Source organism: Thiothrix sp. (assembly GCF_028714775.1).
Classification (GTDB): Bacteria; Pseudomonadota; Gammaproteobacteria; order Thiotrichales; family Thiotrichaceae; genus Thiothrix.
Genome location: NZ_JAQTLS010000021.1, coordinates 59,150 through 72,354 on the forward strand (window position 1 = coordinate 59,150; position 13,205 = coordinate 72,354).

At 51.9% G+C, this 13,205-nt stretch carries 19 protein-coding genes; 12 read left to right on the plus strand and 7 right to left on the minus strand.

Going from position 1 to position 13,205, the window contains the following annotated elements; translation table 11 throughout:
* Nucleotides 1-2: 2 nt before the first annotated feature.
* Entirely contained in the window at nt 3-1,187 is a 1,185-nt protein-coding gene (locus tag PHE17_RS17105) for an RNA-binding domain-containing protein (protein WP_301017118.1), read from the minus strand.
* A 3-nt stretch (nt 1,188-1,190) separates the two neighbouring features.
* Nucleotides 1,191-1,754 (minus strand): Uma2 family endonuclease, encoded by a 564-nt coding sequence (locus tag PHE17_RS17110; protein ID WP_301017119.1) that lies wholly within the window; start codon nt 1,752-1,754, stop codon nt 1,191-1,193.
* 491 nt (nt 1,755-2,245) lie between these two features.
* Here PHE17_RS17110 and PHE17_RS17115 point away from each other — a divergent pair, with 491 nt between their 5' ends.
* Entirely contained in the window at nt 2,246-2,554 is a 309-nt protein-coding gene (locus PHE17_RS17115) for a hypothetical protein (RefSeq protein ID WP_301017120.1), read from the plus strand.
* 9 nt (nt 2,555-2,563) lie between these two features.
* Here PHE17_RS17115 and PHE17_RS17120 read toward each other — a convergent pair whose 3' ends face one another.
* The 4 genes from PHE17_RS17120 to nagZ are packed head-to-tail and all read right to left on the minus strand — an operon-like array spanning nt 2,564 to nt 5,359.
* On the minus strand, nt 2,564-3,028 hold the full coding sequence (locus tag PHE17_RS17120; protein WP_301017121.1) for a protein YgfX: 465 nt from the start codon (nt 3,026-3,028) through the stop codon (nt 2,564-2,566).
* Nucleotides 3,029-3,033: 5 nt separating this feature from the next.
* Nucleotides 3,034-3,771: an S-methyl-5'-thioinosine phosphorylase gene (locus tag PHE17_RS17125; protein WP_301017122.1), complete on the minus strand. Its 738-nt coding sequence runs from the start codon at nt 3,769-3,771 to the stop codon at nt 3,034-3,036.
* Between the two features lies 1 nt (nt 3,772).
* Nucleotides 3,773-4,330, minus strand: coding sequence for a hypoxanthine-guanine phosphoribosyltransferase (locus PHE17_RS17130; protein WP_301017123.1), 558 nt, complete (start codon nt 4,328-4,330; stop codon nt 3,773-3,775).
* A 9-nt stretch (nt 4,331-4,339) separates the two neighbouring features.
* Nucleotides 4,340-5,359: a beta-N-acetylhexosaminidase gene (gene nagZ / locus PHE17_RS17135; protein ID WP_301017124.1), complete on the minus strand. Its 1,020-nt coding sequence runs from the start codon at nt 5,357-5,359 to the stop codon at nt 4,340-4,342.
* 215 nt (nt 5,360-5,574) lie between these two features.
* Between nagZ and PHE17_RS17140 the strand changes: the two genes are divergently transcribed.
* The gene (locus PHE17_RS17140) at nt 5,575-6,378 is read left to right on the plus strand and encodes a hypothetical protein (protein WP_301017125.1); all 804 of its coding nucleotides are present in this window, start codon (nt 5,575-5,577) and stop codon (nt 6,376-6,378) included.
* A gap of 33 nt (nt 6,379-6,411) precedes the next feature.
* Here PHE17_RS17140 and PHE17_RS17145 read toward each other — a convergent pair whose 3' ends face one another.
* Nucleotides 6,412-7,434, minus strand: coding sequence for a quinone-dependent dihydroorotate dehydrogenase (locus PHE17_RS17145; protein ID WP_301017126.1), 1,023 nt, complete (start codon nt 7,432-7,434; stop codon nt 6,412-6,414).
* 214 nt (nt 7,435-7,648) lie between these two features.
* Here PHE17_RS17145 and PHE17_RS17150 point away from each other — a divergent pair, with 214 nt between their 5' ends.
* The 10 genes from PHE17_RS17150 to PHE17_RS17190 all read left to right on the plus strand — a co-directional run.
* A complete protein-coding gene (locus PHE17_RS17150) occupies nt 7,649-8,833 on the plus strand; it encodes a tyrosine-type recombinase/integrase (protein ID WP_301017127.1) in 1,185 nt (394 codons plus the stop codon).
* 384 nt (nt 8,834-9,217) lie between these two features.
* Nucleotides 9,218-9,808 (plus strand): hypothetical protein, encoded by a 591-nt coding sequence (locus PHE17_RS17155; protein ID WP_301017128.1) that lies wholly within the window; start codon nt 9,218-9,220, stop codon nt 9,806-9,808.
* A gap of 112 nt (nt 9,809-9,920) precedes the next feature.
* Nucleotides 9,921-10,235, plus strand: a complete 315-nt coding sequence (locus PHE17_RS17160; RefSeq protein ID WP_301017129.1) for a hypothetical protein — start codon at nt 9,921-9,923, stop codon at nt 10,233-10,235.
* Nucleotides 10,236-10,383: 148 nt separating this feature from the next.
* Nucleotides 10,384-11,244, plus strand: a complete 861-nt coding sequence (locus tag PHE17_RS17165) for a ParA family protein (RefSeq protein ID WP_301017130.1) — start codon at nt 10,384-10,386, stop codon at nt 11,242-11,244.
* Nucleotides 11,241-11,510 carry a hypothetical protein gene (locus tag PHE17_RS17170; RefSeq protein ID WP_301017131.1) on the plus strand — a complete coding sequence of 90 codons (270 nt, stop codon included), beginning with the start codon at nt 11,241-11,243 and terminating at the stop codon, nt 11,508-11,510. Before PHE17_RS17165 ends, PHE17_RS17170 begins: the two co-directional genes overlap by 4 nt.
* Nucleotides 11,510-12,172, plus strand: a complete 663-nt coding sequence (locus tag PHE17_RS17175) for a hypothetical protein (protein WP_301017132.1) — start codon at nt 11,510-11,512, stop codon at nt 12,170-12,172. The genes PHE17_RS17170 and PHE17_RS17175 overlap by 1 nt, the downstream gene beginning before the upstream one ends.
* Nucleotides 12,169-12,528 carry a hypothetical protein gene (locus tag PHE17_RS17180; RefSeq protein ID WP_301017133.1) on the plus strand — a complete coding sequence of 120 codons (360 nt, stop codon included), beginning with the start codon at nt 12,169-12,171 and terminating at the stop codon, nt 12,526-12,528. Before PHE17_RS17175 ends, PHE17_RS17180 begins: the two co-directional genes overlap by 4 nt.
* Nucleotides 12,525-12,779, plus strand: coding sequence for a TraY domain-containing protein (locus tag PHE17_RS21725; RefSeq protein WP_363320140.1), 255 nt, complete (start codon nt 12,525-12,527; stop codon nt 12,777-12,779). The genes PHE17_RS17180 and PHE17_RS21725 overlap by 4 nt, the downstream gene beginning before the upstream one ends.
* A gap of 27 nt (nt 12,780-12,806) precedes the next feature.
* Nucleotides 12,807-13,010: a hypothetical protein gene (locus PHE17_RS17185; RefSeq protein WP_301017134.1), complete on the plus strand. Its 204-nt coding sequence runs from the start codon at nt 12,807-12,809 to the stop codon at nt 13,008-13,010.
* A partial coding sequence (locus PHE17_RS17190) for a hypothetical protein (RefSeq protein ID WP_301017135.1) occupies nt 13,003-13,205 on the plus strand: 203 nt, incomplete at its 3' end. The genes PHE17_RS17185 and PHE17_RS17190, both read left to right, overlap by 8 nt.

The following is a 13,205-nucleotide window of genomic DNA, read 5'->3' on the forward strand; positions in this document are numbered from 1 at the left end:
GGTCAAACGGCAACACTGTGGTTAGTCGTACCCTGTTGTGCCGGACGTTGCATGATGACTTTGAACTGGTTGCCTTCGCGGTCGTCAACGAATTGGATAAAAGCGTAACTTTCCAGCGCTCGCGGAATGCCGCTGCCCAAACCCCGGTAAGGCATTTGCCGGGTCGCGTGCGAAGCAATGATCGGATTACGCATATTCGACAAGCCGAAACGGATTTGCGCAATGGTCAAGTGGTTAGGCAAATGACCGGGGCTAATGATTTCTACCCGGTCGGTAAACATCAGGATGCGGATCGGTGCGGAAATGAAGTAATCACGGTGGATTAGGGCGTTGACCAACACTTCTTGTAAGGCGATTTCGGGAATTTCGAGTTTACCGAGGCTATTTACACCTTGCCCTGCCTGCAAGCGGTGCAGGTTGCGGGTGATAAACGACAGCGACTTTTCATACTGGGCAATAAGGGAGCCTTCGATGTCTTCACTGTCGCGGTAGTGTTGGCTGGCGATGCTTGTGCCGTCGATGTAAACGGCTTTGACCATGAAAGCGGGGCGAAATTGTTGCGGATTTTTACCGAACAGCAGTAGGCCAGCCAGATTGAGTTGTTGCCCGTTGCCGATGTGCAGGCTTTTGATAATTTGCGCTATTGGCAAACCCGACTCTTCCAGCGTTTGTTGGTAGCGGTTTTCAAAGTACTCGGCGAGGCGTACCCGCTGGATGTCTTGCGGGGTGGTGCTGGGTATGAGGGTTTCTTCGGCATAGATCAGCCCGGTTGCTTGAAACATACGCTGGATTTCTTCACGGGCGGTGACGTGGCGTTTGTCTGCGCCTGCCTTGACCCAGATGCGGGCTTGGTTATCCATATAGGGTTTGTTCAAGCCTTCAGGCACACTCACGACCATTATCATGCCTTGTTCGAGGGTCATGTTTTGTGTGGTGGGGTGAATCGGTGGGCGTACATGCTGGGATGAGGCGTTGGATAGCAATTGGTTCAGGCGGGCGATGTCTTCACGGCTCAAGCCCGTGATGTTGCCACTGTCTTCTACGCCAATGATGAGGTGTCCGCCGCCAGCGTTGGCAAAAGCAACCAGTTCAGCCGCCAAGGAATCCACGTTGGTGAAGTTACGCTTGAACTGGTGTTGGCTGTCTTCGCCTTGGGCTAGGATGGTTTGAAGTTGCTTGATGTCCATAGTCTAACTATAAATTTCACTAACATTCAGGCTAAAACCGGGCAGGAACGCAATTTCTGACACACAATCATCACCCCGCAGCAGCACCGAATCCGTCGCGGAGGTAAACACTTGCAAGGTTTTGTTACGCGGATTGGCAAACCACACTTGCAGCACACCGATAGAAAAATACTCTTCCAGCTTTTCTGCCATATCCACCCACGAATCACGCGGCGACAAGACTTCTACCACCAATTCTGGCGCAACATCCAGATACGATTTGGATTGCACTTGTTGCAAGCGTTGGTGGGAAATGAACAGTACATCAGCCGCACGGATGCTATCAGGGTTACGGCGGATGTATACACCGACCTCACCCGTCATGACTTTGCCGAGATTGTGCTGACGTAAAAAACTTTTGAGGTGAAAGGCAATGTCGCTTTCTGTTGCGCCATGTTCGTAGCCTGTTGGGGACATGTTGCGTAACTTTCCTTTTATTAGTTCCACACCGGGCATATCACCCATAGCGTAAAGCTCATCTGCCGTAATGAGTTTGTCTTCAATTTCTAACAGTGTCGCGGTAGACATGGTATCGACTCGCAGTAATGGCCTGTTTTGATTGTAGCGGATAGCGGCAACATGATCCTATCAAAAAAAATCGCCGCGCCTTGTCAACCAAATCAAATCCCAGCCGTTTTACCCGTTAAGTTTGCATTCAGCCAGCCAGTCAGGATGGCCAGCTAGCCGGAAGCAAGCCTTAGATAGTCCCCTTTATAGATCATCATAAAAACACCAGAGAGCCCTTATTGACCCTCCCCATTGCGCCGGGGAGGGTTTCCATTTTTGGGGGCATTGCACAACCCATTCCCCCGCTATCATCCCGCACCGTGCCACGTAAAATTTTTTCGATTTCCTGTCAACCCGATCCAAATCTTTGCGTTAACCCTGTTAAGCTACCGTTCAGCATTCGATGCCACGTAAAGGCAAACCCAGCGGCTCGGCAGCTTGACGGACGGAAGGCAGGCCACCAACTGTCCACCAAACCCAGAATGTTTAAACTATCAAGGAAGTAATAAAATATGAAACTGTTTAGCAAAATTGCTGCTGGCATCCTCTCTGCCACACTGATGTCCCCTTGTGTATTTGCTGATAACACCGTGAATGGCTCAGGCAGCAATGCGGTTGGTAGCCATAACACAACGAGCAATCACGACGGCGGGACTGGCAATACCACGACCACCAACACTAACAGTGGCAATACCACCAACACCAATAGCGGTAACACCACCCACAACACTAACAGTGGCAACACCACCGTTAATGTGAACGTCAGAAAGGTACGTGCTGGCGTCCCATCCGTTAAGGTTGGCACGGTTCAAGTCGACTAAGCACTTCGTCTAGCGCAGCGCCCGCCCCGCTGTCCGGTTGGGCGGGTTGCTGAATTTCACCCGCACCCGCAAGCGCCGCAACACTTCCGCAGGCAAACTGTCTGGCAACAAAATCAAGGTATACAACTTACCGCCGCTGGCACGCAAGTTCAGCACGCACAACCACGGATGCAGGAAACTGCTATCGCTTAACACCGCAAACTTACTGCCGCTGCCCGTATGCACGCGCCATACATCCACGCTGTAAAACGTCGCATCGAGTACGCTATCCCGATGGCTGCGGGTAATGTGCAAACGCCAGTAATAGCGGAAAGAAATAATCAGTGGGACAAATAACGGCAGGATTCCCCACCACGGCAAGGCGGGCATCAAGATAAGCACCACCCCAGCGAGTGCGTGGGTGGCAATGATAAAAGCCGCTAACAGGCGTGAAACCTCCGCCTGCAAATGCAAGGGAGGTTGGGTATTATCCATTCAACTTAGCAGACCAGACCACGTAACAAGCTACGGGCATTCGCCATGCCAACGGTCAGGTTGTGGTGAATTTCTTCCATGCTGATTTCTTCGTCGCATTTGCCTGCCGCCCAATTGGCGACCACGGCACACGCGGCGTAGCACAAATCCAATTCGCGGGCGAGCGCCGCTTCCGGCATCGCGGTCATGCCCACCAGATCGCAACCGTCACGTTCCAAGCGGGTAATTTCGGCGGCAGTTTCCAAACGCGGCCCTTGGGTGGCGGCATACGTACCGTGCGGCACGACTTCCACTCCGGCACATTCTGCTGCTGCCAGCAAGGCATTGCGCACTTCCGCACAATAAGGCCAGGAAAAATCAATGTGGGTAACGTGTTCCAATCCATCTTCAAAGAAGGTGTGCGCCCGCCCGTAGGTGTAGTCGATGATCTGGTCAGGAATCACCAAACGGGTCGGCTGCATCGCCGGGGTAATGCCACCGACAGCAGCAATCGCCACAACCCTTTCCACCCCAAGGCTTTTCAACGCCCACATATTGGCGCGGTAATTGACCCGGTGCGGCGGAATATTGGCGGTGTAACCGTGCCGCGCCAGAAACGCAATGCGCTTGCCGTCGATCAGCCCGTGGGTAATCGGCCCGGACGGTTCGCCATAGGGGGTATGCACCACTTCGCGGTGGGTCACTTCCAGCCCTTCGATTTCAGTCAAGCCAGTGCCGCCGATCACGGCAAATTCAATGGTCATTTCACATTCCTTTTACTGCGTAAATACCGTTGGCGTTGCGCCAGTATTCTTTGTAATCCATGCCGAAACCGAACACGTAACGGTCAACCAATTGCAGCGCAGAAAAGTCGCATTGGATACCTTCCACCCGGCGGTCATGGTTCTTTTCAGCCAATGCCGCCACGTATACGCCCGCCGCACCGCGCTCCCGACACCAACGCACCACTTCGCGCAAGGTGTAACCTTCGTCGAGGATGTCGTCCACCAACAATACGTGCCGCCCTTCCAATGACGTTTCCGGCTCATGCAACCACGTAATGGTTTTTCCGCCGCTGGTCGCGCCCCGGTAACGGGTGGCGTGCAGGTAATCTTGTTCTAGCGGGAAATTCAGGCGCGTAAGCAAATGCCCCGCAGTGATCACCCCGCCGTTCATCACGCACAGCAGCAGCGGATTTTTGTCTGCTAACGCTGTGATGATTTCTGCCGCCATCACGTCCAAGGCTTGTTGGATGTCTGCCGCCGAATACAACAGGTCGGCTTCTGCCATCACCTGCTGCGCGTGTTCAATACTAATACCCATGACGTTTCCTCACACCAACGCAGTTACTTGTTCGACGGATTCACGCCAGTATTGCTGCTCCAGCAAGGCACTGCGGTTCATGAACGGCTTCCCGCACATGCGCTGCAAACGCTGGGTGGAAGCGGCTGAGGGTTGCAGCTTGGCCTTTTCCAAAATCTCAAGCGCCCCCGCACGGTTATTGCACGCCAGCACCATGTCGCAACCCGCTGCCAATGCCGCCTCTGCGCGGGCAGCGTAACCACCCGCCACACTTGCGCCTTCCATGCTCAAGTCATCGCTGAAAATTACCCCATCGAAACCCAGTTCCCCGCGCAAAATGTCCTGCAACCACACCGACGAGAAACCCGCAGGCTGGTCATCCACATTTTCATAAATGACGTGCGCAGGCATCACCGCATCCAAACCGTGCTTAAACAGTGTTTTGAAAGGGTAAACATCTTCTTCCATGATCGCACAGCGCTGACGGTTGTCGCGGGGAATCGCCAAATGCGAATCAGCCTGCACCCAGCCGTGACCGGGGAAATGCTTGCCGGTGGACGCCATGCCCGCTTCGCGCATCCCTTCGATGTACGCCCCCGCCAAAATCGTCACCACTTCCGGGCAACGGTGGAAAGCGCGGTCGCCAATCACTTGGCTGCCACCGAAATCCAAATCCAGCACCGGGGCAAAACTGAAGTCGATCCCCACCGCCCGCACTTCCGCCGCCATCAGCCACCCAGCGGAATGCGCCAGTTGCAGCGCTTCCAACGGGTCATCCTCGTATTTCGCGCCTAACTTCGCCAAGGGGGGCAAGCGGGTGAAGTCGTGGCGGAAACGTTGCACCCTGCCACCTTCGTGATCCACTGCCAGCAAAATGTCGTGGCCTGCCGCTTCGCGCACCGCTTGCGATAAATCTGCGATTTGGGTCGGCGAGACGTAGTTGCGGGTAAAAAATATCAGCCCACCAACCAAGGGGTTACTGAGCAAGGCGGCGTCGTCAGCGCTGAGTTCTGTGCCTTGAATGTCTAACATCACGGGGCCGATCGTCATTTATGTTATCCTCATGCGTCATGGCAAATCGTTGCTGCGCATTGTATTGCCTTGCCCCGTTTTTGTCTTTCCCTAATAAATATCAATCTATTTCACACAATCTGCCAAAAGGGGCTTGCGCTCAGACAATCAGAATATTATGATTTGCTTATATTAAGCATTTCCCTTTTAAAACGCGCCGCTTGGCGTACTTTCTTCCGCTAGAGGTACATTTCATGAAACACACAAAAATCGCACTCTTGGTCGCACTGCTCGCAGCTTCAGGCGTAGCTTCTGCTAACTTCTTCGACGGCTTCGACAACGGCACTGGCACTGGTCAAGGCCAAGGCTACGGTCAAGGCAACACCAGCGGTAGCGGTAACGGCTACGGCGCTGGTAACGGCGACGTAAACGGCTGGGGTCGTGGTAAAGGCAACGCTGATGGCGATGCTGAATTCACCATCACCTTCAAAGGCAAAGGCAAAACTGACATGGACGCTGACACCGCTGGTTCAGGCCGTGGCAACACCGCAGCTAACCTGTACGGTAACGGCTATGGCTACGGCAATGGCTACAACAACCTGTACGGCTACAGCAACAGCTCACAAAATGGCGGCAACAACCCTTGGGGTGGTTACGGTATGCCGGGCATGATGCAAGCGCCTATGCAAGCTCCAATGATGGCAGCACCTGCACAAGGTCAAATGGCTGCGCCAGTTGCACAAGGCCAAGCGCCTATGACAATGCCTAGCTACGGCCCAATGATGATGCCTGGTTACGCGCCAATGACAATGCCTGGCTACGGTATGCAACAAGCGCCTAGCTTCGAGCAAATCCAAAAACAAATGGAAATGCAACGCGCCCAAGCTGACGCTTTCTTCAAGAAGTTAGACGAACAGCGCAAAGCAATGGCTGAAAAAGCTGCCACTGCACCAGCTGCTGCTGCCGCTGCTCCAGTAGTTGCTGCTCCTGCTGCTGGCGCTGCTGCCCCAGCCGCTGTTGCACCTGCTGCTCCAGCCGCCGCTGCTCCTGCAAAGTAATCCAGATTTGACGATCTGAAAAAAAGGCCGGTTTTAACCGGCCTTTTTTGTGGCCTCGACACATTCCTTCACCAGCTCTGGCCCCCGGTAAATAAACCCGGTATACACCTGCACCAGACTAGCCCCCGCAGCCAATTTCGCCTGCGCCGCTTCGCCCGACATAATCCCGCCCACGCCGATAATCGGAATTTTGCTGTCCATGTCTGCACGGAACTGACGGATCACTTCGGTTGAATGCTGGGTCAATGGCATCCCGCTCAAGCCGCCTTGTTCATCCGCATGACGCAAACCTTGTACCGCTGACTTGTCCAGCGTGGTATTGGTGGCAATCAACGCATCAATTTGCACCGAGGAAAACACCCCTGCCATGTCGCGGATTTCCGCCTCCGTCAAATCCGGTGCAACCTTGATCGCTACTGGCACGTAACGCCCGTGCTGCTGTGCCAATTTGCTTTGCTCTTCGCGTAACGTCACCAACAGGTTTTTCAGGTCATCGCCGTATTGCAGCTTGCGCAAACCGGGCGTATTCGGCGAGGAAATGTTGACGGTGATGTAATGTGCGTGCAGGTAAGCTTTGCGCAAACCGATCAGGTAATCATCGGCGGCGTTTTCCACTGCTGTGTCGAAATTCTTACCGATGTTGATGCCAAGGATACCCTTGTAACTGGCCTTACTGACTTGATCCAGCAGGTAATCAATCCCGTAGTTGTTGAAACCCATGCGGTTGATGATGGCTTGCGCTTCCGGCAGGCGGAACAGGCGTGGCTTGGGGTTGCCCGGTTGCGGGCGCGGCGTGACCGTGCCGATTTCGATGAAACCAAAACCCAAGGCTCCGAGCGCGTTGATGTATTCACCGTTTTTGTCCAAGCCCGCAGCCATCCCCACGCGGTTAGGGAAATCAATCCCCATCACCCGTGTCGGCGCGGCAGGCTGTGCGTTGGAACGGATAAGACCCAGCAAACCGGCTTTGTTAGCCAGTTTCAGCGCATCAAGGGTAAGGTGGTGGGAGGTTTCGGCAGGAAGAAGGAACAGCAAGTCTCGCAGATGCTTGTACACAAAATAATCCCCGGTTCTGGATGAATCCGGGGATTATAAATTCTAAGAGAAGCCAAGCCAACATCTTTATGATTTTTATGGAAAACCAAAGTTTCACATGGATAATCATAAGGTTAAGCCAGCCGATTTCACCAACTTTTGTCAATTCTTGTTGTCTTTGATTACCGTTGAATAGCGTTACGCAGTAGCACATTGGTAGCACAGGAGTAGTTGAATGAACACCGTACAGAGACTATTATTTGGTCAAAAAGCAATCGCAAACTTACCCACCCCAACAAATGGGAAATGCGTTACATATTATGATTCACAGTTAACCGGACTCTGCGTCCGCGTGTACCCAACCGGGAAAAAAGTTTTTTACTTATATCGTAAGGTGCATGGACGCCCTGAGCGGATAAAGTTAGGTGCATTCAGCAGCATTACCGTACAACAAGCACGTGAACTAGCCCAAGGAGTGAACATACAGGTTGCCCAAGGGTTTAGCCCAACAGCATTGCGGCAAGAAGCCCGAAAGGAACTGACTATTGAAGAACTATTTGACATCTACCTGGAACGCCACGCAAAAATTCGCAAACGTAGCTGGGCTGACGATGAGAAGCGCTTCAAATACCACATGACCCAATGGAAACGACGGACACTCTCCGAAATCCAGCGCAGTGAAGTCATCACTTGGCATGGAAAAATAGGTAAGGAACGGGGTATTTATGCCGCCAACCATGCCTTGGCTATACTACGAGTCATGTTCAATAAAGCTATCGAATGGGAACTCTTTGAAGGTGCAAACCCCTGCACCAGAGTAAAAAAGTTCCGTGAGACATCGAGGGATAGATTTCTGCAACCGGATGAAATGAACAAGTTCTTCAATGCTGTTAATAACCTACCCGACCCAACCACACGGGACGTTTTCCTGATGTGTTTGTTCACTGGGGCACGCAAAAGCAACGTATTAGCTATGCGTTGGGAACACATCCATCTTGAACGCAACGAATGGCGCATCCCCATGACCAAGAACGGTACAGCACAAGTTTTACCCCTGATTGCAGCGAGTACAACTTTGCTCAAAGAACGGCAAAAAGTAGCAACAGGTGAGTGGGTATTTCCCTCAAATTTAAACAATACTGGTCACCTGCTAGAACCCAAAGGCAGTTGGGAGAAGATACGCAAAACAGCAGGACTTGAGGATTTACGAATACATGACTTGCGCCGTAGCCTAGGCAGTTGGCAAGCCCGTACAGGCGCAAGCCTTGTCATTATCGGCAAAACCCTGAATCACCAAAGCCCGCAAAGTACCCAAGTTTATGCCCGTTTAGATAGTGATCCGGTACGGCAGGCGATGGAAACGGCGGTAGCAGCGATGAAAAAGGCCGCCAACTTGGACAATTCCCCCACGCCCAGTTAAAGCGTGGCTTCAGAGCGACTGTATATAAATCATCAAATAAATAGGACATTAGAGCGGTAAAGCACTGTCCATTTGCTGACCTTGCCGTGCTTGTATGTGCCCAAGGGCATTAACGGGCGCTGCATTAATTGCCACCATGTGATTGATTCATTGGTGCACAAGCCCCCAAGCCCGTATTTTCTGCCTGAACAGGCACAGAAGCAGGCTTGATGACTGAAATACACGCACCCGTTCAGGCTCATTTATTAATTAGAAAATAATAATACCACTCATCGTTCTTAACCCTAATCTTGTTTGATTGGTTCATTTTTCTCTTTGAATGGGTGAATTTCTTCACAATCCTGCACTCTATAGCTATTTTTTATAGCAGATTATGGAGATGTCATGATGAAACGAAATTCATTGCCTAGTTGGTATCCTGCAAAGTGCCACAGTGAAAATCTACATTGGGGAGTGTCACAGTGGATTGGGGCACTGTCTCACCGCAGTCAGTTAGTTCGGGCAGAGGCTGAAGGTACACTGGTGGAGGAATATTTGGAGGCGGTTATGCGGGGGTATTGCCCTGTAATACCAGCAGCGACGGTATTATTTCCTATCGAAGTCGGACAACCAGATACCCTGTTGTTCAGGCGTTTTTCAGAAGCGTTGGAAGCAGCCCGCAAACAGCCTTACTCACTAGCTGGTAGCGGTATTTGCCAGAATGTTGCTCACCAGAAAAGCAAGTTCAAGCTGCTTAGCTTTATGGTGGGGCTGGGTAGATTACACCGTCTGCGCGTACTGGACTGGATTGACCTGTCATTATGGTCGCGCCTGTCGGATGTCAGTTTGGATGCGGGCTATTTGGGAGATATTTTCTGGCCTGACGAAGAAATTGATAGGCGTTACCGCCTTGCTACAGGAACCCGACCACTAGCTTGTCAATTACTTGGCCAATCAGTGATTTACAGCATATCAATGGTGTGCAACGAGTTGTAGGTATTGGTTATATACCCACACATTCATTAATTTTCTGGACATACCCAAAAGCGCGAAAACTCAATAAAAAGCACTTTAACTTGTCTGAACACAACTTAAAGGGGACTTTACTATGCCTCCACACCGGAAGGTACAACCTAAACGGCAACCTGCCAAAACCAAAACTTGCAACGCAGAAGTGCTTTCTGCCCCCCCTGTTCCCGCTGATTTTGCGATGGAGAACAGGCTCCAAACCCAAGCTGCCGCAGGCTACTTGGGTATTCGCAGCGAAACGCTTGCCCGTTGGCGTTCTGAGCGCCGAGCATTGGGGATTGAACAGCCCCACTTTTACCGTATCGGCAAAAGGGTTGTTTACCTGAAAAGCGACCTTAATGCATTCCTCCTAAAGCGGGGTGAGGCATCATTGGCAGTACTAAGAGCAAGCTAACAAGCAGTTTCTGGCTGCGAAACGCACGGGCAAAGATACCTTTGCCCATTTAGGGGGGATTTTGCTTAATTTTGGACACCTGATTAAAAGCCAGATGCTCTACTAATAGCAGAATTCTTTACTAACCAGCAAATTAGGGGATTTTGTTATGAGTGCTGATTTTGAGAAAAAACCGACAATAATCACCATCTGCTCCACCAAAGGTGGAGTGGGGAAAACCACGCTAACTGCCAATATCGGTGGTTATCTCGCTAGCCTTGACAAGCGCGTCCTGCTGGTGGATGCCGATGTCCAACCCGCCCTATCCAGCTACTACGAACTGACCAAAGATACTGGTCATGGGTTGGTGAGGTTACTGACTGCGGGAGATTTGGTCAATACCATCAACACCACATCTGCTGGTTGTGACCTGATCTATTCCGATGACCCGGAAGGGCAACTACAGGGTTGGCTATTAAAAACGGCGGATAGCTGGAGGTACATCAGTTACCGGCTAAACAAACTCAAACCTTCCTATGATTTCATTCTGATCGACACCCAAGGTGCAATTGGCCCCTTGCAGGATGCAGCCATCTTTGCGGCAGACATGCTGCTTTCCCCCATCCCCACAGAAACCATGTCAGCACGCGAATTCTCGCGTGGGCTAGTTAGTATGCTGATGCGGCTACGCACGTCATTCTGCAATGCAGGCTTACCAACCCCGCCATTATATGGGGTGCTATACCGGGTTGACCGCACCCGCGACGCTGCAAATGTGGTCAAAGAGATGCGCGGAGCCATGACAGGTGAGTTAGCCGCTGTCATCCAACAGGATGACGGTTGCCCTAACCTAGACATCACCATTATGGATGCAATGATCTCATCTTCGGTTGCGTGGCGGGAGGCTGCAACCCTGCAAGTACCTATCCACACCCTGACCAAATATCCAGTGGCAAAACAGACGCTGATGGCGGTTATCGCCGAACTGGGGATTTTGCCTGACCTCAATGTTGAGGAGGGGAAAGCATGAGCAGGGTTCCTATTTATGGACGGAAACAAATCGACTTGGGCGGTACTGTTGTTGAATCTTTCCTGATGGATATACGTGGGTTCTGTGGCAAACCAGATACCCGTGAATGGTGTGCCGAAATCAACACAAAAAAGAACTGCTGTACTGGTTGGGGGAATACGCCAGAGGAAGCGGCAGCTAAGGCATTGGCGTGGGAAATAGCCAAAATGGAAGCTGCACTGGTGGAGCTTAAACAGTTGCAGCAATCGTTAGGCGGTAAACCCTAATGACAGATAACAACCCAAACAATGCACTTATCCCTGTCTTGCGGACAGACTTCCCACAAGCATTCGATAGCGCAGCCTTGTCCGTCTTGCCCAAGGGTGAATTTGTCACTATCGGAATTGATGTATTTTGGGGTGAGGCAATGCAAATGACGCTGACCTTTGAGCAGGCCAAAGCCATGAGGGCAACACTTGACGATGCCATAGGCAAAGCTGCGTTTTGTGTGTTGCAGCGGCAACAGTCCGGGGAGCAGGGCCATGACGCAAGCCTGTTGGAATCTTTGGACAGGTTGTGTTCGTCGCTGGAGAGTGCAGCAGGAATAGCTGCCGAGGCACACTTTGCCAAGGAGAATGGCTCCAATGACCTGGCCCGCATCCGCCGGAATGCAATCAAAACCCGCCTACAGGATTTGCCAGCCGATATTGAACGGCTGCTATCTGCTATGCCAACGGACATGAATACATACACCGACTTGGGCGGTAGCCCCCTCACCGTTGAAAAAATGGTATGGCTGGAAAATGGGCGCTACTGGAAACCATCCGACCCTGCCGACGATACCAGCGGCGAATACCTGCCCTGTAGCCTGTATTGGATCGGCACGGATGAAGACAGCGACGACATCACCGTTTGGCTGAATGGCGATATGCAGGAGGTGAAAGCATGAGCAAGGCAAAAAATACCAGACGCACATGCGCATCATGTACATACCGCGTGCAGGATGAGGGCGGGGATGGTTGGTGTGAATTGCACAAGGTTTCGGCATCTACCGATGCTGCGTGCCCTGATTACCATCAGCAGGTTGCGGTGGCAAAACCACCTGTCATCCGCCTGACCAAAAAGCAAAAGCAAGACATTGCCTGGCAACTCAAAAGCATGACGCTGGCAGGGGCAATGGCCTTGGCAACCAACGATGCAAACCGCTTTAACGCCATCAATGACAGCCAGCAAGCCATCATTCATGCGCTGAGGGTATTGGGGATAGGCGACATGGAGGGATGGGGCAAGGCGGAGGAGTCATGAGCGAAGACAGTCGCCCACAAACATATTCAGTACGGCTCAATCCAGAACTACGCCACCACTTGGAAACTGCCGCCAAAGCTGCGGGCAGGTCGCTCCATGCAGAAATATTGATGAGGCTATCTGCAAGCCTCGGCAATAACTTTGAGTCATTCAATTCTGGCGTACAGAGTTCCCTTATCCAATTAATCAGGGAAATTGCAGGGGAGGTCGCGGAACAAAAGTTTCATGACCGGACGCTAAAGCGGGGATGAAGTCATGACAGAAATAATGGTGAAGCCATGAGTGAAACACAAGTCACACTGAACATTGAAATACCGGAATGGGCAATTGGCTGGTTACAGACCTTTGTTGACCGCGCCTATTTCGACACATTCAAGAATCTGGCAGAGAACTTCGATGAAGATGAGGCGTACCAGTTGCGTAATGCCGTTTATGCAGTCAATGCCGCAATCATAAAAGCAGGGGGGCAAAAGCATGATTGAAGAAGCCAAAAAGAAAAGCAGCTTGTTCGCAGGGCATTTCGGCAACCCCGGAAACATCCCACCACCCAGCGACCCGATACAGGTCACGACGATGGTGGTGGATGTTGACCGGATTTCATTTTTTGCCGGGAACCCCCGGCGTTCCCCAAATGAGAAGTACCAAGAAATCAAGGAATCCATCCGGGACACCGGCTT